This is a genomic window from Acinetobacter sp. YH16040_T (genome assembly GCF_024605785.1).
Classification (GTDB): domain Bacteria; phylum Pseudomonadota; class Gammaproteobacteria; order Pseudomonadales; family Moraxellaceae; genus Acinetobacter; species Acinetobacter amyesii.
Genome location: NZ_CP094541.1, coordinates 3,046,777 through 3,071,315 on the forward strand (window position 1 = coordinate 3,046,777; position 24,539 = coordinate 3,071,315).

General features: G+C 39.5%; 19 protein-coding genes and 2 pseudogenes. 5 read left to right on the plus strand and 16 right to left on the minus strand.

The genetic code is table 11. The features are described 5' to 3' along the window. Window positions 1–18: 18 nt before the first annotated feature. Window positions 19–1,191 (minus strand): sulfatase-like hydrolase/transferase, encoded by a 1,173-nt coding sequence (locus tag MST16_RS15055; RefSeq protein ID WP_257245659.1) that lies wholly within the window; start codon window positions 1,189–1,191, stop codon window positions 19–21. Window positions 1,192–1,550: 359 nt separating this feature from the next. Next, window positions 1,551–2,084 carry a pilin gene (locus tag MST16_RS15060; RefSeq protein WP_180092259.1) on the minus strand — a complete coding sequence of 178 codons (534 nt, stop codon included), beginning with the start codon at window positions 2,082–2,084 and terminating at the stop codon, window positions 1,551–1,553. A gap of 765 nt (window positions 2,085–2,849) precedes the next feature. Between MST16_RS15060 and MST16_RS15065 the strand changes: the two genes are divergently transcribed. Next, window positions 2,850–3,377, plus strand: coding sequence for a pilin (locus tag MST16_RS15065; RefSeq protein ID WP_180092256.1), 528 nt, complete (start codon window positions 2,850–2,852; stop codon window positions 3,375–3,377). Window positions 3,378–3,446: 69 nt separating this feature from the next. Further along, on the plus strand, window positions 3,447–4,184 hold the full coding sequence (gene tfpZ, locus MST16_RS15070; protein ID WP_180092253.1) for a TfpX/TfpZ family type IV pilin accessory protein: 738 nt from the start codon (window positions 3,447–3,449) through the stop codon (window positions 4,182–4,184). An 88-nt stretch (window positions 4,185–4,272) separates the two neighbouring features. Here the strand turns inward: tfpZ and MST16_RS15075 are convergent, their stop codons facing one another. The 4 genes and pseudogenes from MST16_RS15075 to MST16_RS15090 form a co-directional block, all read right to left on the minus strand. Beyond that, window positions 4,273–4,623 (minus strand): hypothetical protein, encoded by a 351-nt coding sequence (locus tag MST16_RS15075; RefSeq protein WP_180092250.1) that lies wholly within the window; start codon window positions 4,621–4,623, stop codon window positions 4,273–4,275. A gap of 3 nt (window positions 4,624–4,626) precedes the next feature. Next, window positions 4,627–6,684, minus strand: a complete 2,058-nt coding sequence (locus tag MST16_RS15080; RefSeq protein ID WP_180092247.1) for a hypothetical protein — start codon at window positions 6,682–6,684, stop codon at window positions 4,627–4,629. Next, window positions 6,681–8,618 (minus strand): annotated as a pseudogene (locus MST16_RS15085) (hypothetical protein). The gene MST16_RS15080 and the pseudogene MST16_RS15085 overlap by 4 nt, the downstream one beginning before the upstream one ends. Next, window positions 8,615–10,042, minus strand: coding sequence for a site-specific integrase (locus MST16_RS15090; protein ID WP_180092244.1), 1,428 nt, complete (start codon window positions 10,040–10,042; stop codon window positions 8,615–8,617). The pseudogene MST16_RS15085 and the gene MST16_RS15090 overlap by 4 nt, the downstream one beginning before the upstream one ends. 428 nt (window positions 10,043–10,470) lie before the next feature. Here MST16_RS15090 and MST16_RS15095 point away from each other — a divergent pair, with 428 nt between their 5' ends. Then, complete coding sequence (locus MST16_RS15095) at window positions 10,471–11,469, plus strand: Arc family DNA-binding protein (protein WP_180092241.1); 999 nt, start codon at window positions 10,471–10,473, stop codon at window positions 11,467–11,469. 19 nt (window positions 11,470–11,488) lie between these two features. On the opposite strand, the gene MST16_RS15100 is transcribed toward MST16_RS15095, so the two are convergent. Continuing rightward, window positions 11,489–11,716: a helix-turn-helix transcriptional regulator gene (locus tag MST16_RS15100; RefSeq protein ID WP_180092238.1), complete on the minus strand. Its 228-nt coding sequence runs from the start codon at window positions 11,714–11,716 to the stop codon at window positions 11,489–11,491. Between the two features lie 159 nt (window positions 11,717–11,875). Between MST16_RS15100 and MST16_RS15105 the strand changes: the two genes are divergently transcribed. Both MST16_RS15105 and MST16_RS15110 read left to right on the plus strand, forming a co-directional pair. After that, window positions 11,876–12,142, plus strand: coding sequence for a hypothetical protein (locus tag MST16_RS15105; RefSeq protein WP_004281168.1), 267 nt, complete (start codon window positions 11,876–11,878; stop codon window positions 12,140–12,142). Between the two features lie 48 nt (window positions 12,143–12,190). Then, a pseudogene (locus MST16_RS15110) lies at window positions 12,191–12,514 on the plus strand (HAD family hydrolase); the annotation flags it as partial. A gap of 31 nt (window positions 12,515–12,545) precedes the next feature. Here MST16_RS15110 and MST16_RS15115 read toward each other — a convergent pair. The 9 genes from MST16_RS15115 to gltB all read right to left on the minus strand — a co-directional run bounded on the left by MST16_RS15115 (window position 12,546) and on the right by gltB (window position 24,352). Further along, window positions 12,546–13,331, minus strand: coding sequence for a hypothetical protein (locus MST16_RS15115; protein WP_180092235.1), 786 nt, complete (start codon window positions 13,329–13,331; stop codon window positions 12,546–12,548). 111 nt (window positions 13,332–13,442) lie between these two features. Further along, window positions 13,443–13,790, minus strand: coding sequence for an antitoxin Xre/MbcA/ParS toxin-binding domain-containing protein (locus MST16_RS15120; protein WP_180092232.1), 348 nt, complete (start codon window positions 13,788–13,790; stop codon window positions 13,443–13,445). A gap of 315 nt (window positions 13,791–14,105) precedes the next feature. Continuing rightward, window positions 14,106–14,618: a hypothetical protein gene (locus MST16_RS15125; protein WP_180092228.1), complete on the minus strand. Its 513-nt coding sequence runs from the start codon at window positions 14,616–14,618 to the stop codon at window positions 14,106–14,108. A 312-nt stretch (window positions 14,619–14,930) separates the two neighbouring features. Then, the gene (locus MST16_RS15130; RefSeq protein WP_180092226.1) at window positions 14,931–15,491 is read right to left on the minus strand and encodes a TPM domain-containing protein; all 561 of its coding nucleotides are present in this window, start codon (window positions 15,489–15,491) and stop codon (window positions 14,931–14,933) included. Continuing rightward, entirely contained in the window at window positions 15,485–16,552 is a 1,068-nt protein-coding gene (locus MST16_RS15135; protein ID WP_180092223.1) for a YgcG family protein, read from the minus strand. The genes MST16_RS15130 and MST16_RS15135 overlap by 7 nt, the downstream gene beginning before the upstream one ends. Window positions 16,553–16,582: 30 nt before the next feature. After that, complete coding sequence (locus MST16_RS15140; protein WP_180092219.1) at window positions 16,583–17,173, minus strand: LemA family protein; 591 nt, start codon at window positions 17,171–17,173, stop codon at window positions 16,583–16,585. 140 nt (window positions 17,174–17,313) lie between these two features. Next, window positions 17,314–18,192, minus strand: a complete 879-nt coding sequence (locus tag MST16_RS15145; RefSeq protein WP_180092216.1) for a metal-dependent hydrolase — start codon at window positions 18,190–18,192, stop codon at window positions 17,314–17,316. 193 nt (window positions 18,193–18,385) lie between these two features. Next, window positions 18,386–19,807 carry an FAD-dependent oxidoreductase gene (locus MST16_RS15150; protein ID WP_180092213.1) on the minus strand — a complete coding sequence of 474 codons (1,422 nt, stop codon included), beginning with the start codon at window positions 19,805–19,807 and terminating at the stop codon, window positions 18,386–18,388. Between the two features lie 69 nt (window positions 19,808–19,876). Further along, window positions 19,877–24,352, minus strand: coding sequence for a glutamate synthase large subunit (gene gltB / locus MST16_RS15155; RefSeq protein WP_180092280.1), 4,476 nt, complete (start codon window positions 24,350–24,352; stop codon window positions 19,877–19,879). Window positions 24,353–24,539: the final 187 nt, after the last annotated feature.

Genomic DNA, 24,539 nt, shown 5'->3' on the forward strand with positions numbered 1-24,539 from the left:
GCTTATGAAAGATATCTATTAATCCTGTACGGCTTTAACTTTAAAATGCAAATAAGACACTGTCAGCGGTTTAATATGCTGAATCTCCTCACCCCAAACAGGCGGTTGATGATCGCCTACAACCATCACTTCCACGCCTTGCATTTCTGGTTTTTGAATAAGATATGCTAAATCATCAAAAAACTGAGTTTGCAATTGTGCATTATGGCAAGCGTCACCTGTTTGTTTCATGTTATATTTTTGACAGTCAAAACGATGATTATGAATATCTTTTTTAGAATAAGGCTGATGTGAAGTCAGTGTCATCCAATAAAAAAACAATGGCTTTTTGGTCTCTTTAAATGTTTGCCCAACCTCTTTCATTAACTCACTGTCACACACGCCTTTAAATGCAGTGCAGCGTCGTAAACCCATAAAGTTTTCACCAAACCAAGTATGTTGAAATCCTGCCTTTTTATACCAGTCAGTACGGTCATAAAGTAAACCGCTTGTACCGTGCAGCGCATAAGTTTGATACCCCTTATTTCTAAGCTGATTCGGTAAACACTTTTCAAACTGACTTTTAGCTATTTTTTTTAATGCAAATCCATCATTTTCTAATGCTAAGGTACATAATTCCCGTAACTCCCCTGCAACAGTTGCTCCTGATGTTTGAAAAGTACCGTGTTCAATAAATGCCAATTTATGCTGCTGTGCATCTATATGTGCAAGTATGTTTTTTTGCGCCTCAGCATTACGCAACTGCCCCCATGATTCTGCCACAATGTATAAAATTTTAGGACTGAATGGTTGATGCAGCTGCTGAGCTGCACTGGGCTGAGTTGAAGAAAGCGGCATAAGTTTCGGCACAACATTTGTAGCTTCCCAAAAATAGCTTTGGGTAATTTCATGATATAAACGGCTTTGGCTATGTGCAATATAATAATTATCTCTACCTAAAATTCCTTTAAACTCAGCATAAGTAAACCCCAAGATCATAGCGGGATAAGAAAAAATCAACAAAAGGACAATGATAAATTGTGGATAGAGAATTTTCTGTTGGCGTGTTAAGTATAGATTTATCCATAAAATCAAACTGCTGCATATAATTAAGCCAGCAATAGCTGCAATATAACGCACAGGTGCAACAGATACAAAAGGCAAAAGATAATGAATTGCAGCAAAGTCCATAAATGGAAAAATTTGAATCACAAGCATCAGTACATCAAAAAAGACTGCCGCAATAAAGAATAATCCGCCCAATATACGGCTGCCTGACCATGGAATAAGCAGAAAAAAAAGTGCAAAGAGATAATCGATATCCAGCAAAGGTCTAGACGTAGCGGTATATGCTGCCGCAGCTAAAAAAAATAAATTGGGCAATGCAATGCAAAATAATATTTGCATGATTTCTTTGGTTTTTGGCGCTGGATAGGAAGATTTTAACCAAGATTGAATTTTCATAAACATAGAACATGCTGCAGTCAAATTAAATTACAACGCCTTTAAATAGTGTAAAAAAAACCCGCTAAAAAAGCGGGTTTTTAATCATCTTTACTCAGTCGTAAAAATTAACGGCACTCAGATGGTGCATATTTTGCAGGTAAAGTAGCTTCTGTTTCACCGATGTCAGGGAAACGAGACAATGCTTGTGCATTTGTACTAGTTTCACATGCCCATTGAACTGAACCATCTTGACCAGCAGTTAAAGCTGTAGGTGTACCTGCAACATCAACATATGGAGTCAACATAATTGTCTCTTGCTGAGCATCTGTTGGTAAACTCGCATCCGCAGTCGTTGTTAAAGTAATAACACCTGTAACCGTATCATCAGGCTCACCTACAACGAATGGCGATTCGATTGACTCCACATATTTACTGATAGGAGCACTAGAAGTACCTTTGCTAATTGCTTGAGCAGCAGAATTCACACCAACCATACCATTGGTTTGGAAACCTTCTGAAATTGCAGATTTAGCAGAAGCACCTGCTGTAATCACTTCAGTAATTTTCGCACGTACGGTATAGTCTTGGTAAGCAGGAATCGCAACTGCAGCAAGAATACCGATAATTGCAACAACAATCATTAATTCGATACATTCCATAAGTCACTTTATATGGACATGCATCAAGTCATTGAATTATATTATTTTACTTCATTCTTCATTTTATCCATATGGACATCGTTTTAAATGGACAAATTTCTCCAATTTGTCCATATCAGAAAATGGCTTTTACTGAGTATGATAGGATGAATTTTTATAAAAGCAGACAGGTTGTGAGATATTTTTAAATCTAGATAGGCTAAAAATGGAATAAAAAATCCAGACTCATTTATAAGTCAACTTTTGTAGTTCTTCTCAATGCTGATGGATGACACATTTTGCATGATGCAGAACAATACGTCGGGTGGCTTCGTCATCACCAAATTGCATAGGCAAAACTTCTATAGTTTACCGTGATATTCGTTCGGTTATTTTGAATTTTTTAAGCCATTTCATCCTATTACTCCCCAATGTATGAAACATTCCGCATAGAACAGCACTTTCAATTTCAAATTGCTTTCATCCCCACACAAGTAATCATCACTAAACTAATATAGTTGTCTGCTTGCTTAACTGCTGAGAATTTAGCATTTTCAAATATAGAAAACATGCATTATGACATCTCAAAAATCTCCAAAAACTGACATTTTTTGTCACTTAGTTACATAAATTTACTTTGTGGATTTTTAAGATTTTTAACTTATTAAACAATGTATTGATTTCATTAGAAATAATTAGTTAATATACTTTGGCACACTTTGTGCAAAGTATAAATTAGCTTACAAAGCTTATAATTAAATTAACAAAACATTTGTGGAGAATGTTATGAACGCTCAAAAAGGCTTTACATTGATCGAGCTGATGATTGTGGTCGCTATTATTGGTATTTTGGCTGCAGTTGCAATTCCTGCATACCAAGACTATACAAAACGTGCAAAAGTTTCTGAGGGTCTTTCTTTGGCTGCAGCTGCGAAAGCAGCAGTGGTTGAAAATTCATCAAGTGCAGCAATTTATAGCTTAGGCTATCAAGCGCCATCTCCTACAGCAAATGTTAAATCAGTTGCGATAGATGATACTTCAGGTTTGATTACAATTACATTTGATAAGCCAGTTCAGGATGATGGTACGTTAATGTTGCTTCCATATACTAAAGATGGTGATGATGGTGCTGCGGCTAAATTACCTGCATCTCGGGCTGCAGCAAATTCTGGTGCTGCTGTTGCATATACTCCTGCGGCTAGTCAAATCATTTGGCAATGTGTTGCAAAAGGTGCAACTGCAGCTGTTGCGAATGTTATACCTGCAAATAATCCCTCTTTGGAATCGAAATTAGCACCGTCAAACTGTCGCTAATTTTTTTAAAAAAAGACTGGTTAACCAGTCTTTTTTTTTTGCTAATTTGGGATATCACGGAGCAATTAGATGAGAATTACACGTTACCAATTTCTAAAGTGGCATTTATTCATCTCAATTTGTATTTCTATAGTGGCGTTACTTTGGGTATTTAATATTTGGTATCCAAGTCCATTAGCAAAGGCAACAGATGTTTTATATATTTTTTTAATGCTTTTAGGCATTGATGTTATACTTGGTCCTCTTTTAGGGTTTATTGTTTATAGAGAAAAGAAAAAGACCTTAAAGTTTGATCTAGCAATTATTTTTCTCTTTCAATGCGCAGCACTAATTTATGGTCTGTATTCAATCTCACAAGCCCGCCCTGCATGGATTGTGTATAATGTTGATCGTTTTGAATTAGTGCGTAAAAATGAAATTATACAGAACCATATTAGCCAAGCAAAACAACAATTTCAATCTCCCTCCTGGCTTAAACCGCAATTTGTAGCTGTTAAATTCGCAAGCAATTCAGAAGAGCGTAATCAAAATATGTTTGAGGAAGTCTTTGCTGGTATTTCTTTAGCTCAACGACCTGAACGCTATGTAAACTTTGCTCAAGCCAAAGTGCAAATAAAACAACGCGCAAAAAATTTAGAAGAGCTTAAAGATTATAATAATGAAAAAAGTGTTATGGATGCTTTGGCAAAATATCCTAAAGCGAATGCTTTTCTTCCTCTTAAGGCCAATGAAATAGACATGACTGTATTAGTCAATAAAAATACAGGAGAAGTAGTGAAAATCGTTGATTTGCGACCATGGAAATAATTTAAAGAATCAATCCATATATTTATGTGAATCTAGCCACTGAATATAATGTAAACTCAGTGACTTTTTTATGAGCAGATTCAAAAATTTACAATTTTTGCCTCAACTCAAAATTTTCTAGCAACAGCGAATTGCACTTTTCTAGCAGTTTCTCATAATATTCCTCAAGCTGCTCATAATCAGTTTTAACCGCCTTGGTCTTGCTTTTTGCTTGTTCAATCTGTTGTGCAGGTGAAAGAACATTTTGCCCTGCTTCCAGTGCAGCTAGCTCAATTGCCTCAATTAATACGGCATGACGGCTTTTCTTAATCGAACCCCGTTTACGTCCAGCCTCCAGTGCCACTGTGTCATTATTAATCGCAAATCCTTTCGGTAGAACGGTCGGCTTATTGGCTTTTAGACGCTCTAAAGCGGCATAATATTCATCTATTGCACTCATATTTTAGTCCTCAATATTGATAGTTCGAATTTTTTGAATAGTTTTATTTAGAGCCATAATGTCGCTGTCCATCTGCCCATACAGCAAACTATCCTGCGCTTGTTCATCCCGTACTCGTCGTAATCGCTGAACTGCTTTTTGCATCTTCTCAGCACTCTCAACATCAAAAATTGAATGTGCACAATTCAAACAACTGGTAATTGCAGTAAAAGAAATTTTTTCACAAGAATCAGGATTGGTACATGCGCCAAAAAGACTCGGCTTATAAGCAATCTCACCCTTTTTCATACGCTTGATGGTTTCATCACGGTTTGGGAATACTTTAAGTAGCTGCTCACGGTCTTTTTGTAGCTGTAAATAGGTTCCTGCACCACCGAGCAAGCGACTAGAGCTATTAATCACACCATCATCAAATTGTGCATAAGAATGCACCAGTCGCTGATACTCAAGCTCTTGAATAAATTCCTTTTGGCTCTCACTGGCTAAAACATTCGGAGCAAATACTGAATTTTCGCGATAATACAGCGTCATCGCTTCGGTTAAATGCTTATATTGCACAGACAAAGCCCCTAGTCCAATAAAACCTGATCTAGCACCATACACAGCCAGTGAACGCCTAAACTGATGGGTGCAAATATTCCAATATTTGCCAATTTGACAGTCTTTTTCTTCCCGCCAGTTGCGGAAAGCATCGAAAGCTTCTAGCTCGGCTAAATCACTTTCAATGATTCTCAGTCCATCACCCAGTGATACGGAAATACGGCCTAGATACTGGTTAAAATTGGCTTGTGTTCGGGTCGGAGCACCTGAAAAATGTGACACAAAATCCGTTTCGTTTTTAATATTTTGATTATTTTTATTTCGATGCTTTTGCGAGTACAGCGTTGGAAAAAGTGGATATTCAGCAGGGTTCGACAAATCATAATGCGGGTTGAGCAGAGCATAAATTTCACCGATACTTTGCGCTGCACATACCCCAATTTGAATATCTTCAAAGCTAATCCAATACGTAGACTTATTACCACCACCATGTAACTTGGAGGTATAGCCCATAACCACATGCACAAGATGTTCATGGCTCTGAACGGTTTGGTAACAGTCATAAGACAGATGATTTACTTCATTATCGCGCATCCCTGTAAATAAGTGAATCCACAGCTTGGCCATGCCTTGAATCAGCGTCATATAGCGAGTCAAATTTGCATGTTTCTGAATCTGATTATTTTCAAACAGTTGAGTTAAACCAAGCAAATCTCGAGCATCGACAAAACTCACTGCATTTTTATAATAGCTGAACTCACGTGGCATACGCGCAAAAGCTTTATCTTGCTGAATACGTTGGAACCATTGCAGCAAAGCAACTGCATTTTGATTAAACTCGTTCAGTTTATCTGCTAAAGCATTAATTAGGGCGATATAAAGCCGTGAAGGAACAACTTTGGTTTGTGGGCCGACCTTATTTGACTGCAATCTGAGTTGAGCCACTAACTTTGCTAAATGCTCAATCGGCTGGTATGTACTAAATGCAGGGATTAATAAGGGATACTGCTGTTGTAAAGTAAAACAATCGGTTAAAAATGCTTTGATATGAGCCACTTTCTGGTAGCTCACACCAGCATAAGCATCATTGACTTTCGATAGATAAGCGCCATCACCAAATAACTGTTGTAACGTACAGCCATTCTTGTATGCAAGTCGTGCAAACTGGCGTAACACAAGATGGCGCTGCTCAATACTTTTAATAATCGACTTGTCTGTTTTAACGTACAACAACGCAAAGATGATTTTTTTCATTTCTGCACGTATTTGAGCAAATAGAAAATCATCCTCTCTTGCATTCTCTAGCCATGTCTTAAAATTTAATTTACAGTAACACTTTGGTAAATAGGGTGAGAGATCCCAAACATTATCGGCATAAACCGATAATGTGGTACCATTTTTCATTCGGGACAATACAAAAGAGGCGGAAACAGTGAGCTGATGATTCTGCAACCGATATTCATCGGGTAAAAAATGCTCAGCAACGCCACTGGCATACAAATACGAATTAAATGAACTCATGCGATCCACCCCAAATCAATTAAAAGCTCAAAATGATTGAGCCAATAGGCATCTAAATCACCGCTTTCTACTTCCTCTTGAATTGAAAAAATACGGTCACGTAGATTTTCATAAGTGTTTGATAAATCATTAAGCACTTCGTCAATTCGGTGTAGTACAACACTGAACTGCTGTTCCCATTTGATCAAATCCGTGGCTTTTTGTTTGACATAACCAAGTAGACTTTTCAGTGATAAAAGCTTACGAATATCCGTATCATCGGCATGGACTGCATAGTGCTGACAGAACAAGCAATGCTCAAATTGCTGACAATTGGGTGTAGGGGCCCGTTCAGTAAACCCAATAGCTTTTTCAGGCTGTGGATAGATAGAGGCACATGCACCGACAGGTGAGGGTTGAGCATCAATAGTTTCATCTAACATTTGCACCGAAATTCGTTCAAGCGTTCGAGTTTTTGAGACGGCAACTTCTCGCAGCTCATTAAAAAACTGTGAAATTTGCTGGGCTGCATCTTTGAATGAAGTACGTGCATAATTATTTCTTGCCGTATCGAGAGAGTGACCCATGACTTCAGCTTCAAGCAGTAGGTCACCAGCGCTAAACTCAACAGTTTGACTGCTTTTATGCTTACGCCACTGTTGCGGCGTAATCCAAATCATTCTTGGGAAAATGCGCTGAAAAAGCTTTTTCATTAATTGTAATCTGCCGTAGCTGACAGGTCCCAACTGTTGAATTTCATTGCGTAATGGGAAGACGAAATCACATGCTTCATCTTGAATATACCATTTACGCAGTTCCAGAATTTTCCTAAAAATAGGTTCAAATTGAACCCCAAATTCTGGGTAGACTGTCTTGTCACCTGCACGGCTTTTTGTGCCAGAAAATCTGCGCCCTTGAGTACTTGGTAGAATTTCCATCGTATCCAGTTGCAACTGTTGAGCCGTGTCTAAATTTGCCCCCGTTTGTGCGATAAAGAGCAACATGCCGATGGCAAGACCGTAGGTGGCAAGTCTTTCACGCTCTACATGTCGCTTGTCTTTGTTGCGTTCTTCAAGTTTACGGATCGCTTGATTGCGATTTTCACGTACACGTTTTCGATGCTCACTATCTTCTCCTAACTCAAAATCAGCCAACATTTTGGAAAGGGCTGGAATAATTGGATATTTGGCTAAATAATTCTGCATATCAAACTGAATATGTTGTTTCTCAGTTTGATGATGAAAGCCCGAGTAAAAATAAAAATCTTCTTCATCTACAGATTGAAAATGCGCAGGAAAGTCATTTTCTTGTACAACAATACGATGAATTTCAAGAAAGACATTCAACAAAGTTGCATAAGTTTTTTGATGATCCTCTTTAGCGATTGGCAAAACAGGCACATCATAACGCTGAGACTGTACTTGCATCGCTTGACTAGAAATATCAATTTCATGACAATCAAATACATATGCAATCAGTTTGGCAACATAACGCTGATACTGCTTTGCGGTATGCGCAGCCAAGTTATCTTCATCAGTGTCCGCAAGCAAAGTCCGATCAACTAAATATTTGCTTTAACGACGATACGCATCTATCACACTGTCTTGATTTGATAAATCAAAAATTTTCTTTTGTTGATCAATCCAATCCAAAAACATCTTGATGATGGAATAGAACAACCCTTTTGATAGGTTCGATCCAGCCATTTGCAGTAGATAATCTGTAAAACATATTAAGAAATAGCGTCTTTTTTCATCAAAAGAGCCAGAGATTTCATCATTTGACAGCGTTTCACAGCATTCTCTTTGGCGAAAAAAGAATGTACCAATGTCTAAGGTTCTAAAAGAAAATGAAGCCGTTTTATCTTTGAGCACGAGTATTAGGCGCTCATGCTCAGTAAGCTGTTTATTGATATCGGTGATATGGACAAATAATGGAGTGCCTGTGAAATTCATGACAAATCTCCTGCTGAATTAACAGAAGACATCACATACTTCATCAAACTTGATTCATACTCATGCTGAATTTTACTACGCCATTCCAGTCGTGATTTATAATTCAAGTACTGTAAAGTGGTACTGATATTGCGATGACCCATCCGAGCTTGCACATATTCGACAGCTGTCATTGCCGAGTGACCTTCTGGCAGGTGTTGCAACTGACTTTCAAGCAGGTTCATACCAAAACTGGCACGTAAGTCGTGGAATTTGAAATTTTTAAATTGTGGATCAATTAGACGAATTTCAGGCAATAACACACCTTTTAAATAACTACGTACCGCTTCGCCTTCATAGAGTTTAAGCCTAGCCCCAAATGAGTCAGAAGTTTTAATCTTCTCGGTCAATTCTTGCTGTTCAGCTTTGCTTGTATAAAATGGTGTCCCTAATTTTGTGAGAAACACATAGTTTTCATCCGAGTCGCCATAGTTTGACTTTTGTCTACGCAGACGCGCTTGCTCACTATTGATATAAATTTTAAGATCTTGCACTAACCAATGCGGAATTAGCAGCGTCATCGGCTTTTGAAATTTGCTATCAATGCCTGTCCCAGCCCCAACAGGCAGACGGATAAAGCCATGATTATCAGGCTCACGATTAAATAAACACTTAATTCGTAAAGTACAAATCGTTTGCAAACGTGCCCCTGTGAATAAGGCAAGATAGAACATCAACTGATATTCACGTGATGATTTTTGCAGTGCTTTTAATATAACAGCCTGCTCTTCAACAGTAAGTGGGCTTAATTCACCACCGTCAATAATGGCTTCAGGGTTCGGAGCCTTGGCTGGAACATGAATCGCAAGATCATGCGACTTAATTGCCAATTGTCTACGTGCGCCAAATTCATTATCAACGGAAATATATTTATAGACATCTTGGAATGGAAGCCCATAGCGTTGATGATCAACCAAATTTTCTGTTATTAGAAATCGATAACAATTGATCACAGCATTAATTCGACTACGTGCCGAACTGGCTGAAATTAGACCTGCATTCGCTTGCTCAATCAGGCGAGTACGATATTTAAAAATCGCATTCAACTGTTTTAGTTTATGAAATTTCAAACAGTCCAGTTGTTCATCTTCTAAAAAGCGCTGAAAATCAACCAACTGATTGGCAATAGATGCAAATGTTTTAAAATCATACTGTATTGTTTGCTCAAGTTTTTTCAGCAAATACAGATTAAAGACGTCAGAAGGGTTGCCATCTCCCTGGATAATCACAGGGAATTCGAGATACGCATCACCATGTTTTTTGAACGCTGCATCATTTAAACGATCAGTTGCCTTTCTCAACGTCGATAACTGAAATTTTTTAATGGTCACGACTTTTGCTTTTGATTGGTAGCGTGACTGACCATTTTTAAGTTTAGTGCTCATTTTGAGCCTCCTGTTTATTAAAAAACAGGCAAAAAGTGACCTTGGGATAGGATTGACAAAAATGCCCCTATCCATCAAAATCGAAGTGTCTGGACGCCAATCAAGACATTCATAAAAGCTCATGTTCCCGCATGGGCTTTTATACTTTTTGCCGAATGAAAATAATTACTTTTTTGTCAATTCATTCTGTTCTTCCTTTCTTAATCGTTCCAATTCTGTAATAAAAAAAGCATTCATGGACTGATGTCTTTTCTTTGCCATTTGTTTGACCCAAAAAACTAAGTCTATGGGTAAACGTATATTCGTTTGTTTCATATGCATTAACAACTTGATAGCATATTGCTAACATAGCAATATGCTATCACTTATGTCAACTCTTTTTTTATAGCATAATGCTACTACTAAAATTTCTACTATTAGTGGAATGTATGGGTAAAAAAGACATTCAATTTAATCTTCGTATCCCAGAAGAATTAAAAGATAAAGTTGATGCTGCTGCAAAAGCCAATCAACGCTCTATTAACGCTGAAGCAACGTCTAGGCTTTATGATTCATTCGTCATGAATGACAATATCCAAGTTGAAGCGGCAAAAATCGTTGAAAATTTTTTACGATCACGCTCACCAACAGAACGAAAAAAAGTGGTCGCTGAGCGTTTAAATTTCGTATTAAGTGAATTAAAAAAAATTCATTATTTTAGGGAGTTTACAATTGCTGAATTAGCCTTTGAGATAGGTGAAGATACGGCTGATGAAGCTGAAGCATGGTTTAGAGCAGAGCTAGAACCCACCTTTGGTCAACTAGAGAAAATAGCGCAACATACTTCAGCGAATCCAAACTGGTTATTCTTCGGCAAACAAACCCCGTATAATATTCAACATATACGTTTAAATGAATATTTAGATCAAGATATAAAGCTACTCTTAGGTCCAGACCCAAGTAATGAATATTTATCTGCCTCAAAAGTAAAAGAAATAAAATTTATTCGGGAATTATCAGAAACAGGGCAATTAATTATTCTTAAAATTTATGATAATTACGCAGTTGAGACTTTTTATCCCCCATATCATATAAGTGATGTAAATGGTGTTGGTGGATATAACTCATTGTTATATTTTTGCTTATTGACCAAAGTACTGTTGCGATATTATAAATCTAAGGTGAATGTATATAGTCATCTGCTTTCAGAAGAGCAGTTTAAACTTATTTTGACTGGAACAGTTCACCCCTTAACAATTGCAGAAAAACTACATCATATTCCTTGGGTAGATGATTTAGCAGATAAGCTGCCTGATCGCACTTTAGATTATTGGGATGGTTTTGATGAATTAAGGGCAAGAGTATTGCGTGATTTCAAAGAAAAAGAATACATTCAGACAATTTGGAATGATCCTGAGTTGTATTTAAAACATCCTATTGAGCTTTAAAAAAAGGGATGACATTTTACTAAGTGTCATCCCTTTCTTCATCCCCATTAGTATATTCAAATAGATCTTGCATATTACAATCAAAATATTTACATAAGGTATCAGCGACTGAAAGTTCAATTCGTACTGCGCGATCATAGTAAAGACTTGTTAGCGTATTACGATTGATACCAGTCGCTTGAGCTACCTCACTTAGCTTTAAAATTTTTCGCTCACCCATCAAATTTGACAACCTACATCTAATCATAACAACCTTTAAATTAAAAAATTAACCCACAGAAGGTTAATTTAACTTGATGAATAACTTTTACTATGCTAATTTAACCTACAGCAGGTTATATTGTCTTATTAAAAACAAATTAGCCGTTCTAAATTTCATTATATAGTTTTTTAAGGAAGTTCAGCTATGAATAACTACTTTTCTCCAAAATTCTCTGTTTCAGAGGAAGTTCGTTCAACTGCTGTTGCTTTAATCAAAGAGTTTAATATTGACCGTACATTTGATTTAGCTTTGTTTCTGAATGTTAACCCCAATTTAAATGACCAAGATGCAACTTTAGCCTGGGTGAATTATTTTGAAAAAAATCAACATGATCTCAGTGACTTCAATCATGTTAGACGCCACTTCATGAAAAATTTTCCAAAAATTATGTTTGCAAATTTCAGTGAATAAAATAATCAAAGGGAGATATCAAATATCTCCCTTAATTTTTATAGCAATGTCACTTTGGAAGAATTAAAAAAATTGGGATTCAGATTGGCATTATGCTCAAATTTAGCGATGCCGTATGGAAAAGTTGTTTCTTCATTTTTACCTTCTCTTGATGCTTATGCTTGGAGTTATCAGATTGGAGCAATTAAACCAGAGTCACAAATTTATCAATATTTAATTGATAAATTACAATGTCACGCCAAAGACATTTTGTTTATTGGAGATACTCCTTTAGCTGATTACAGTGGTCCAACTGAATTTGGTATGTCAGCACGTTTAATTGATCGTAAGAGTGGGCAAAAGCTGGCAGATGTTTTAAACGACATACTTTAACAACTCATGGACGCCCCCTAATAGTGAATACTCACAGCTCCTCATCTTTCCATTTTTTAAGTTCTGCAATTCGTTCATCAAGCTCCAGAACCCATGCTGGTTTTATATGTGGCACATTTGGACGCTCAACACCTTGATGGTCAAAAAACTTATACACCTTTGCTGCCAACTTGATAAACGCCTGTTCAAACGTATTTGCCCAAACATCTAAACGATAATCATGATAATGCTCTTGGTATAATTTACCACCATCTTCTACTTTATTAAGATGTGAGCCAGTTTCTAAATAAATCACTAATTGCCCATTATCCTCATCATTATATGCACCGTGATAAACATTTTGGCAGTGCCCCCATGTATTCCAGTGCCATGATGGTACATCACCAATAACCGTCCAAAAAGCTGGGTGTGTATCAATAAAATGATAGGCTGTTAAAAAGTCTGTTGGATTTGCGAGATATGCTTGCTCATTTTCAAAGGCAGTCTGTAAAGCAGATTGTAAATGCTCAAATTTATTTTTATCGGTGTAGGAAAACAAACTACTAGAAAGATGCTCAGAGGTTTTAAAAAATAAACCACCACTCTCTTTATCCTTACCAAAATATTGATAGACCTCTGGTAGAATCTGTAAATCTGTAGGTTTGACATGATGGATCTGGTGTTGTACGTCTTTTAAGCTTTCGTGAATTGCTTCCATACGATCAGGGTAAGTGACGACAAGTTTCGTATCACGCAGTGATAAAATTGCTGGTTCAGTTATTTGGGGTAACTGTTCTAATAACCAGTCTGGTAATTGTTTTAATTCAGTCGGTTGCATTTTTAGTTATCCTTTTTTTAATAATTTCAACTTGTTACATGCGCTACACAACATAATTTGTGAAAGTTGATTGTAAGTTAGTCCATAGGAGTATATTGTCACTCAAGGGCTTCAACAAAAATTAAGAACAGAAATCAAGCCACTCATTGTTTCTATTTGATGAATTGGGATACCGCTAGTGACTCTATTTTCGGACGTTAAAAAAATCTTCATCGCAGCCTGATCACCACCTGTCAAAGCATGTAAAGCCTGGTATAGACGAATCAGCAACAGTGCTAATTTCCCCTGTTTAGAATTTGGATCTAATTCAGGTTGGTTTTGCAATTGAGTGATTGCCTCAACATCCATATCTAGCACTATTGCGAGCTGAGACTGACTAAGGGAAAGCAGTTTAGCAGCCCTAAGTACTGACTTTCCCAATACAGCTGCTGGTACTACCTGCTGTTCCAATAACGTCATAGCATCACCTCAAGCTCTAATTTTACTGATCAAGCCTTAAATCTAACAATATTACACAAATTACTAGATAAAACGATCATCTATTCCTGTTCGTAGCATACCAGTTATTCTTACTTGTTAGACGACCAGAAATAGTCACATAAGCTAATTTTGCCGACACCTGATGATTCATACTTACACCACGCCCTGCTGCTTCCAAGGCAAGTTTTTGATGAACAATGATGGAACACGAACAATAAATCGACCACTATATTAACCAAGGGGGCAGTTTTTAAATGCCGTTAGGGGGGCATTTTTACACTGCCGCTAACACAGCTATCTTCCTAATTTTTTAAAATAGGTTTCACATTTTGAAGCGGGGCCAAAATTATATTTTAAAGCGGTATTGGCTCTAGCTGTTGCATATTCAATACCTTGAATTTCACGCTGCTGAGCAAAAACTAGAATCGCAGGATGTAACTGTTCTGAGCAACTGGCATCGTTGGTAAAGTATTTTAAAGTCTTGGTATTGGAAAAATATATTGCAGCAAACAATCGCCCATCTTTAAACACAATCGCGGATGAAGCATCTAAAGTGCTTCCAGACCGACCTTCATAATACAGCGCCTCATCTGTTTTCAGTAAATATGGCGCTGAGTAATTGTCAAAATTAGATTGAAATTTTAGATAATCATGCTTTAACAATGTTTGAAGTTCTGTTTGGATTTTTGGATTCAAAACAATCTGAGGAATTGATGAAATATCTGAATATTGAATGAAGTCTAGTTCTTGAGCATGAGTAAAAACGGAGATTGAAAAAAATAGAAAAAGATAATAGTGATTTTTCATATCAAATTTATTATTTTTATGTCCATATTGACTTACTTATGGATTGTTCATTTTATATGGACACTTATGGAGTATCGATAAGAGTAAAACCCTTTTGAATTGATTTCATAACATTCTCCACAAATGTTTTTTAATTTAATTATTTAATAAAGCTATGTAGCTTGTTTTATAAACAGCACAAAACGTGCCAAGATTTATTATAGTGAAAATGATAGAAAAAACAGCACTTTAAAAAAATATTTTTATTTTTGTAAATACTATGTCTCTTTTTGTGTATAAAAGTGACAATTTGTGTCACTTTCCTACGTTTTATTAACCCAAAATAATTGGTGTATTGCTTAGTTCATTGGCACGGTCTACCGACTTACCTACATAAAACTCATCCATAACATTTCCGATCTCTTTTACACCCTCCGTCATGGCAGTCCTATACATCTCTTTTTGCATGCGTTGAATGATCCTTTGGCAAATTCCATCCCAAATTTTTTGCTCTGTCGCATTTTTAATGCCACGATCAATCACAATTTCTACTTGGCGTTCACACAAATTTAAATACAGCAAAACACCACTATTAAATTCCGTATCCCACACACCCAGTTCAGCAAAGAGCTGTTCAGCACGGGCACGGGTATTTTGATAATAGGCTTGGTTCGAAGGAATATGCCCTTCGATTACCACCTGTATTTCACCTACATGTCCATGTTCAGCTTCTGTCACCGCTTGCGCAATGGCCTGCTGATCTTGCTTATTAAAAAAGCGGTTTGCTGCAGGCATATAAAAGAAGTGCTTCAACCAACGTTTAAAACTTGGTTGTTGTATTTCCTGTGTTTTAGGACAGGTGACAATTTCTGTTGTTTCTGTTTTCGTTACCATGAACCTGATGCTCCCCCACCGCCAAAGCCACCACCTCCTCCGCTATAGCCGCCGCCACCAAAGCCACCACCTCCGCTACGGCCTCCACCGCCCCCACCACCAGCAAGGAACATTTGAAATAGGGTTTGAGCAATCGCGGTGATGAGTAGAAAGAAAATTGCCCCACCCATCAGCAAACTGGTGAGTAAACCTGCACCATTGACCAAACCCGCAACGGTAGCTGCAACAGCCGCGGTGGATGCACTTAAACGCTTACCGACAATAAAGGATGCAAAGATACCAATCACCAAAATAATAAGAACTGTGGTAAAAGTTTTTTCTTTGGCTTGCTGCTCGTGTAAGGCTTGTGCCTGACGCTCTTTCAACTCTTGGGCTGCTTGAGCTGCAACTTCAGGGTCTTGATTTAAAATATGGGTGATTTCCGTTAAGCCAGCATCGATACCTTGAGCATACTGTGCTTGCTTAAAATACGGTGTGATTTGATTACGGATAATTCGACTAACAATGATATCGGGCATAATGCCTTCTAGCCCATAACCGGTCAGGATTTGAATACGTCGATCATTCACCGCAATCGCCATCAAGATTCCATTGTCACGTTTAGCTGAACCAAGTTGCCATTTTTCAGCAATCCGCATGGCATAATCAAAAATATCTTCCTGCCCTGTTGTCGGTACAATCACCACCCCGATTTGCGCCTTGCCTTGTTCATGCAATTGCAGAATTTTTTGGCTAATCACTTGCTTTTCAGCGGCTGAAAGTAAATTGGCCTGATCGACTACCGGCTGATTTAAGGTCGGCAGTCCTCGAATGGATTCACCCTCTGCCATATCGTTGGCAATATTGGGTTGCTGAACTTTAGTTTCAGGTGGTGCTGTTATTTCTTTTTGCGTTGCTGACTGCTGATCTTTTAGAATTTTACCGACAACGACAGTTTCAGCATCTTGATCTGTTGCGGTAGCCGTTTCTGCATGGCTGAACCCAACCACACTGAGCAGACTCAGCAACACAACATACTGAAATATTTGTCGCCATAAAGCATTCTTTGGAGATCTAACCATCAGCATTCCCTCAGCCCGCTACGAATGTGATTAATTAAAATCAACTTTCGGTGCATTTTGTGCATTTTGGTCTGCACTAAAGTTTGGTTTCGTATCCATCCCAATCACTTTAGCCGTCATCACTTGCGGGAACTGACGTACGTATGAGTTGTAGTCTTGTACAGTGGTGATATAACGATTACGTGCAACTGCGATACGGTTCTCAGTCCCTTCAAGCTGTACTTGTAAATCTCTAAACTGTTCATTGGCTTTTAAATCAGGATAATTCTCTGAAACTGCAATCAAACGTGATAACGCACTGGTCATTTGCGCTTGAGCTTCTTGATATTTTTGGAAGAGTGCAGGATCTTCCAAAACTTCTTTATCAACTTTTAAGCCCGCAACATTTGAACGTGCTTGCGTCACTTCTGTCAGTACTTGTTGTTCATGCTTGGCATAGCCTTTCACAACATTCACCAAGTTTGGAACTAAATCAGCACGGCGCTGATACTGGTTTTGTACTTCTGACCAAGACGCAGTAACTGCCTCATCCTTCACTTGCAATGTGTTATAACCACATCCTGTGAGTGTTAATGTGCTTGCTAACGCAATCGCCAAAACACTATGTTTTATCAGATTCATGTGTCCAATCCTCTATTATTTATTTGTATTTGTTTAAATAAATCCATTCTATACGGAACTGCATCACTGTTTTGTTTATTTTATATAAATACAAAAAATTCATCCATCACACAGTGTGTCCTCTGAGTTAACCACACACTTTAACTCGGCAATTGAGTTTCAGCGACAAAGCCATCTAGATGATATTCATTGGCTAAACGCGTTTTCCAATAGGTCACGATTTGAGTGTAATCAATTTCACTCGGATGAAATCCTTTTTTGTAATAAGCTAGATATTCCGGTAACAATTGTACAAACATCTTCGCGAGCAAATAGACACCCAAAGCATTCCCCCCTACTTTAGGTAAACTTTTCTTTTTATCCTGTAAAAATAAACGCGTCGCCGAGTAAAAAGTTAAACTAGCAAAACCCGTGGTGACACTACGCATAATCAAACGGCGGATTTTATCATCACCATATACATGCTGATAAACATCAAAAGCCACTGCACGATGTTCAATTTCTTCAATCGCATGCCACACCCAAAGTTTCACCGCATCATCATCTAAAGTACTGAGTACTTCAGGATGCCTTAAAATATAACCACCAAGTAAAGCTGTGAAATGCTCAAATGCACAAGTAATGGCAAGCTGAACTTTTGGGTGCAAGTTTTTAACATGATGATCTTTACGTGCAAGCCAAGCTTGAAAACGATCTAAATTGTAATCCTCTCGTCGCCATGCATCATTGAACTCTGTATGTGCTTTAGAATGCATTGCCTCCTGCCCAATAAAAGCCGCAATTTGTGCTTGTAGCTTTTCATCCGTTACATGGTCACGCACATTGCGAACACTATGCACAAAGAACTGTTCACCAATCGGAAAAGTTGAAGATAACGCCGTGAGCAAATGTGACATCACTGGAGAATTTGCAAAATAATGTCGGCGTATCGCTTTCGGATTAAAAGTTAACCGACGTACCGTAATACCGATAGCTTTTGGGCGATTTTGATATGATTTTTGTGTCGTCACCTGTGTCATCCATTTTCTCGTTCTTTATGACCAAATCACATTATGTGAACGATCTCACAGAATCTAAATAGCCAAAATGCTTATTGAGTTTGCAGAATTGTTCAAATTTCATTCTCACCTAAAACAAACGATTGAATCTCGATAAAACAAAACCCGCATAGTGCGGGTTTTGTTTTAATTTAAGCTTATGAATTACAATAATTTAGATATCTAAATAATCTAAAATACCTTCTGCTGCTTGGCGACCTTCATGAATAGCTGTAACAACCAAATCAGATCCACGCACCATATCTCCACCTGCGAAGATTTTTGGATTTGAAGTTTGGAACTTATACTGCTGTTTTTCAGCAGCAACAACACGACCTGAACCATCAAGGCTAATGTTAGCAGCACCAAACCAATCTGCTGGACTGGTACGGAAACCAAATGCCAAAAGCACGGCATCTGCTGGTAAAATTTCTTCTGAACCTGGAACTGGCTCAGGGCTACGACGACCGCGACTATCAGGCGCACCAAGCTGTGTAGTCACAACTTTAACACCCGTTACTTTGCCATTTTCACCCACAATTTCAATCGGCTGACGATTAAATTGGAAATCCACACCTTCTTCACGTGCATTTTTCACTTCACGACGTGAACCCGGCATGTTTTCTTCATCACGACGGTAGGCACAGACAACGGATTCGGCACCTTGACGGATTGAGGTACGGTTACAGTCCATCGCGGTATCACCACCACCGAGCACGATCACTTTTTTGCCTTCCATGCTGATGTATTCAGATGGATCTTTTTCCCAACCTTGCGTACGGTTGACATTGGCAATCAAGAAATCCAGTGCATCATGCACACCAACAAGATCTTCACCCGCAAAACCACCCTTCATGTAAGTATAGGTTCCCATACCCATGAATACAGCGTCGTAATCAGCCAAAAGCTGATCAATGGTCACATCTGTACCAATTTCAGTATTGAGACGAAATTCAACGCCCATGCCAGAGAAAATCTCACGGCGACGTTTCATTACGTCTTTTTCCATTTTGAATTCTGGAATACCGAAAGTCAGCAAACCACCAATTTCAGGGCGTTTGTCAAATACAACTGGTTTCACACCATTACGTACAAGAATATCGGCACAGCCAAGGCCAGCAGGACCTGCACCAATAATCGCAACTTTTTTATCTGTCCACTTAACGTGTGACATATCTGGACGCCAGCCCAATGCAAAGGCTGTATCGTTAATGTATTTTTCAGCATTACCAATGGTGACTGCACCAAAGCCGTCATTTAGCGTACATGCGCCTTCACATAAACGGTCTTGCGGGCACACACGACCACAAACTTCAGGCAAGGTGTTGGTTTGATGACACAATTCTGCTGCTTGGAAAATGCGACCTTCTGCAATCAATTTTAACCAGTTTGGAATGTAGTTATGTACTGGACATTTCCATTCACAATACGGGTTACCGCAACCTAAGCAGCGGTGCGTTTGGTTTTTTGCAACTTCAGCTGTAAACGGTTTATAGATTTCCACAAATTCTGCTTTGCGGACAACTAGATCTTTTTTCTCTGGATCTTGGCGTGCTACATCCAGGAACTGAAAGTCATTATTTAGGCGCTCTGCCATGTCTCTCTCCGTGGGTAGGTGTAAGCATGTTTTGACTTACACCTGCCTATCAAATCTGCAGTAGTGGAATTATTGTGGATCAGCTTGAGTTGTTTTCAACAAAGTCTGCAAATTAGCAGCTTTTGGTTTCACAAGCCAGAATTTGCGGCTATAGAAGTCAAACTCGTTGCGGATCTTATACGCCCAAGCACTACCTGTTTCTTTAATATGTTCATCTAAGATACGGCACAAGAACTCTTTGTGTTCTTCCATCGATTCTGTAGAGATACGGTTCAATTCAATCAGTTCGTGGTTGTAATGGTCTACAAAGTCATTGTCGAGGTCGAGCACATAAGCGAAACCGCCTGTCATACCCGCACCAAAGTTATGACCCACTTTACCCAATACAGTCACGATACCACCCGTCATGTATTCACAGCAGTGGTCGCCTGCACCTTCAATCACAGCAAACGCACCTGAGTTACGTACTGCAAAACGCTCACCTGCTGTACCTGCAGCAAACAATTTACCGCCTGTTGCACCATATAAACAGGTGTTACCAATGATCGCAGTGTTTTGCGTTTGGAACGGTGAACCTTTCGGTGGGAAGATCGAGATACGACCACCTGCCATGCCTTTACCGACGTAGTCATTCGCATCACCTTCAAGGCTAATATGCAGACCACCTGCGTTCCATACACCTAAAGACTGACCAGCTGTACCATTCAGATTCACCTTAACTGGATGTGCTTCCATGCTCAGGTTGCCATAGCGTTTTGCAATTTCACCCGAAATACGTGCACCAATTGAGCGGTCACAGTTACCAATGGTAAAACCGTATTCACCGCCTGTACCTGCCTCAATCGCTGGAAGCATTTCTGCCACCATTTTTTCAGCCAATAAACCTTTATCGAATGGTGCATTGCCTTGTACTTCACAGTACTGTGCTTTGCCTTCAGCCGCAGGATGCGATTGAAGTAATGCGCTCAAATCAAGGTGTGCATGTTTTTCAGTTTCACCTGGAAGCATTTCCAGTAAATCTGTACGGCCAATCAAATCTTTCAGACTTGAAACGCCTAGCGCTGCTAACCATTCACGTGTTTCTTCCGCAATAAAGTGGAAGAAATTGATCAGCATTTCAGGCTCACCGATATAGTGTTCCTGACGTAAATGATCTTGCTGTGTTGCAACACCGGTCGCACAGTTGTTTAAGTGGCAAATACGGAGGTATTTACAACCTAATGCGATCATCGGTGTAGAACCGAAACCAAAACTTTCAGCCCCTAGAATCGCTGCTTTCACAACGTCTAGACCTGTTTTCAAGCCACCATCAGTTTGTACACGGACTTTGCCGCGCAGATCGTTCACACGAAGCGCCTGATGCGCCTCAGATAGACCAAGCTCCCATGGAGAACCTGCATGGTGAATTGAAGAAAGTGGAGAAGCCGCTGTACCGCCGTCATAACCAGAAATGGTAATGAAGTCTGCATATGCTTTTGCTACACCTGCCGCAATCGTACCGACACCCGGCTCAGAAACCAGCTTAACGGACACCATCGCCTGTGGGTTAACCTGTTTTAAATCGAAAATTAACTGTGATAAATCTTCGATTGAATAGATGTCGTGATGCGGCGGCGGAGAAATTAATGTCACACCCGGTACTGAGTAACGTAAACGTGCAATTAAGCCATTCACTTTACCGCCCGGCAACTGACCACCTTCACCTGGTTTTGCACCTTGCGCCACTTTAATTTGAAGGACTTCTGCAGAAGTTAGATATGCAGGGGTCACACCAAAACGGCCAGATGCAATTTGTTTGATTTTCGAGTTACGGATAGTGCCGTAACGCGCTGGGTCTTCGCCGCCCTCGCCTGAGTTCGAGCGACCACCAATGGTATTCATAGCGATTGCAATAGCTTCGTGTGCTTCAGGCGATAATGCGCCTAAAGACATCCCAGCCGAGTCAAAACGTGGCAGAATTTCTTCCACGGATTCAACTTGATCGAGTGCAATCGATTGATCTGTTTTCAGCTTGAATAAGTCACGAATCGTCGCGATTGGACGGTTATTCACTAGCTCTGCGTATTCTTTAAAGTCCGCATAATTACCAGAACGCACAGATTTATGCAGTGCATTGATCACGTCTGGGTTAAATGCGTGATATTCCTTACCGAATACAAATTTCAGCATACCGCCTTGATCGATTGGCTTACGTGATTTCCACGCCAAATCTGCCAATTTTTTCAAGTCATTTTCTAGATCAGAGAATGTTGCGCCTTTAATACGGCTCGGTACACCCGTAAAGCATTTTGCAACCACTTCATCAGAGAGTCCTACCGCTTCAAACAACTGACCGCCACGGTAAGAGGCAACAGTAGAAATACCCATCTTAGAAAGGACTTTCAATAAGCCTTTCTCAATGCCTTTACGGAAGTTCGCTTGTGCATGGATTGGGTCACCCAACAACTCGCCTTTCGCGATCAAGTCATTGATCACATCATATGCAAGGTATGGATAGATCGCAGTCGCACCGAAACCAAGAATCACAGCAAACTGATGCGCATCACGCGCCAAACCTGTTTCGACAATGATGTTGGCATCTGTACGTAGACCCACATTGATTAAATAGTGGTGAACCGCACCAGTTGCCATCAATGCATTGGCAGGTAAGAAACCTTGACGGATTTTCTTATCAGACAATACAAGCAATGTTTTTCCGTCGCGAATCGCTTGTGCAGATTCTTCACAAATACGCGCGATAGCAACTTCTAAGCCTTCATCTTCTGCATAGTTCAGGTCGATGTCTGCAATTTCATAACCTTTACGGCCAAGGGTACGAATTTGATGCATTTTCGAATTTGACAGTACTGGGCTTGAAATGATCAGACGATCTGCATGCTCTGGACCTTGTTCAAATACATTTTGTTCACGGCCGAGACATGTCTCTAACGACATTACGATCGATTCACGTAATGGATCGATTGGCGGATTCGTAACCTGAGCGAACTGCTGACGGAAGTAGTCAGACACATGGCGCACTTGACGTGACAATACTGCCATTGGCGTATCGTCACCCATTGAGCCCACAGCTTCCTGACCGCTTTCAGCGATTGGACGAAGCAATTGGTCACGCTCTTCAAAGGTAACCATGAACATTTTTTGTGAAGCTTTCAGGTCATCGCCTTTTAAGCCTTGTTCACATAAATATTCTTCTAGCTCTGGACTGCCTTGTACACGTACTGAGTTTTCACGTAACCACTGACGGTATGGACGCATACGCTTAAGGTGATTACTCACATCTTGAGTATCGAGCATTTTGCCGGTAAAGGTATCGATCACCAAAATTTGACCTGGACCGACACGACCTTTAGATACAACGTCTTCTGGTTCATAACCCCAAACACCAATTTCTGATGCCAAAGTGATGTAACCATTTTTGGTAATCACCCAACGTGCTGGACGTAAACCATTACGGTCAAGCATACAAATCGCATGACGACCATCTTGAATTACCAGACCTGCTGGACCATCCCAAGCTTCCATATGTTTTGAGTTGAATTCGTAGAATGCACGTAAGTCCGCATCTAAAGTTTCAACGTTTTGCCAAGCAGGTGGAACCAACATGCGCAGCGCACGGAACAAATCCATACCGCCACCAACAAGGATTTCCAGCATATTGTCTAAGCTTGAAGAATCCGAACCTGTACGGTTTACGATTGGATTCAGCTCAGTTAAACCCGGCAACAATGGGTTTTCAAATTTTGGTGTACGTGCCATCGCCCAGTTACGGTTGGCGGTAATGGTATTGATCTCACCATTGTGTGCTAAGTAACGGAACGGCTGAGCCAATGGCCAACGCGGTAAGGTATTGGTTGAGAAACGCTGATGGAATACCACGATATGTGACTTTAAACGCTCATCAGCAAGATCGGTATAGAAGTCAGCAATGGCTGCTGGCATCATCAAACCTTTATAGCTGATCACAGTTGAGCATAAAGTGGTTACATAGAAATATGGGTCAGCAGTCAGCTGTTGTTCTGCACGACGACGTGCCATCACCAACTTACGGTTGAATTCAACCTCTGAAACACCCATTGGGCAATTCACGATAATTTGTTCAAAGGCAGGCAATGACTGCATCGCGATTGAACCCAATGCATCGTTATTGGTTGGCACAACACGCCAAGCGATGACTTTACAGCCTTCGTCTTCGATTTCTTTGGTTAAAATTTGTTTTGCATGTGCGGCTAATGCAGGGTCTAGATTTAGAAATACCGTACCCACAGCAAAGATTTCACTCAATGTAATGTCACTGAGTTTTTTCGCTTCTTCACGGAAAAATTCTTTTGGCATAGCAAGGAGTAGACCACAGCCGTCACCGGTTTTGCCATCTGCGGCAATACCACCACGGTGGGTCATACAACTTAAACTATGCATTGCGGTTTTGACGAGATCATGGCTTGCATCACCCTGCATATGGGCGATTAAACCGAAACCACAGTTATCTTTAAACTCATCCGGTTGGTATAAACCTTGAGCGGGAGCTACAGTATTAGGCGATGGCATGTGCATAGCGTACCCTTCTTTTCTTTACAGCTCTTTCGAGCACTTAACAAACTAATTTCTTGTTGCGATTCGTCTTAACTTACTCACATGAATTGTTCTGTCGAGCAAAATTATTTCTTATTCACACCCTTAAGATAAACCGAATTCACCTTTGATGCATGAATAAAAAGTCAAATTTTCTGCTTTT

Coding starts and splice junctions, on each gene's coding strand:
- MST16_RS15060 (WP_180092259.1), bottom strand. CDS start 2,084: ATGGAATGTATCGAATTAATGATTGTTGTTGCAATTATCGGTATTCTT.
- MST16_RS15065 (WP_180092256.1), top strand. CDS start 2,850: ATGAACGCTCAAAAAGGCTTTACATTGATCGAGCTGATGATTGTGGTC.
- tfpZ (WP_180092253.1), top strand. CDS start 3,447: ATGAGAATTACACGTTACCAATTTCTAAAGTGGCATTTATTCATCTCA.
- MST16_RS15075 (WP_180092250.1), bottom strand. CDS start 4,623: ATGAGTGCAATAGATGAATATTATGCCGCTTTAGAGCGTCTAAAAGCC.
- MST16_RS15080 (WP_180092247.1), bottom strand. CDS start 6,684: ATGAGTTCATTTAATTCGTATTTGTATGCCAGTGGCGTTGCTGAGCAT.
- MST16_RS15090 (WP_180092244.1), bottom strand. CDS start 10,042: ATGAGCACTAAACTTAAAAATGGTCAGTCACGCTACCAATCAAAAGCA.
- MST16_RS15095 (WP_180092241.1), top strand. CDS start 10,471: ATGGGTAAAAAAGACATTCAATTTAATCTTCGTATCCCAGAAGAATTA.
- MST16_RS15100 (WP_180092238.1), bottom strand. CDS start 11,716: ATGATTAGATGTAGGTTGTCAAATTTGATGGGTGAGCGAAAAATTTTA.
- MST16_RS15105 (WP_004281168.1), top strand. CDS start 11,876: ATGAATAACTACTTTTCTCCAAAATTCTCTGTTTCAGAGGAAGTTCGT.
- MST16_RS15115 (WP_180092235.1), bottom strand. CDS start 13,331: ATGCAACCGACTGAATTAAAACAATTACCAGACTGGTTATTAGAACAG.
- MST16_RS15120 (WP_180092232.1), bottom strand. CDS start 13,790: ATGACGTTATTGGAACAGCAGGTAGTACCAGCAGCTGTATTGGGAAAG.
- MST16_RS15125 (WP_180092228.1), bottom strand. CDS start 14,618: ATGAAAAATCACTATTATCTTTTTCTATTTTTTTCAATCTCCGTTTTT.
- MST16_RS15130 (WP_180092226.1), bottom strand. CDS start 15,491: ATGGTAACGAAAACAGAAACAACAGAAATTGTCACCTGTCCTAAAACA.
- MST16_RS15135 (WP_180092223.1), bottom strand. CDS start 16,552: ATGGTTAGATCTCCAAAGAATGCTTTATGGCGACAAATATTTCAGTAT.
- MST16_RS15140 (WP_180092219.1), bottom strand. CDS start 17,173: ATGAATCTGATAAAACATAGTGTTTTGGCGATTGCGTTAGCAAGCACA.
- MST16_RS15145 (WP_180092216.1), bottom strand. CDS start 18,192: ATGACACAGGTGACGACACAAAAATCATATCAAAATCGCCCAAAAGCT.
- MST16_RS15150 (WP_180092213.1), bottom strand. CDS start 19,807: ATGGCAGAGCGCCTAAATAATGACTTTCAGTTCCTGGATGTAGCACGC.
- gltB (WP_180092280.1), bottom strand. CDS start 24,352: ATGCCATCGCCTAATACTGTAGCTCCCGCTCAAGGTTTATACCAACCG.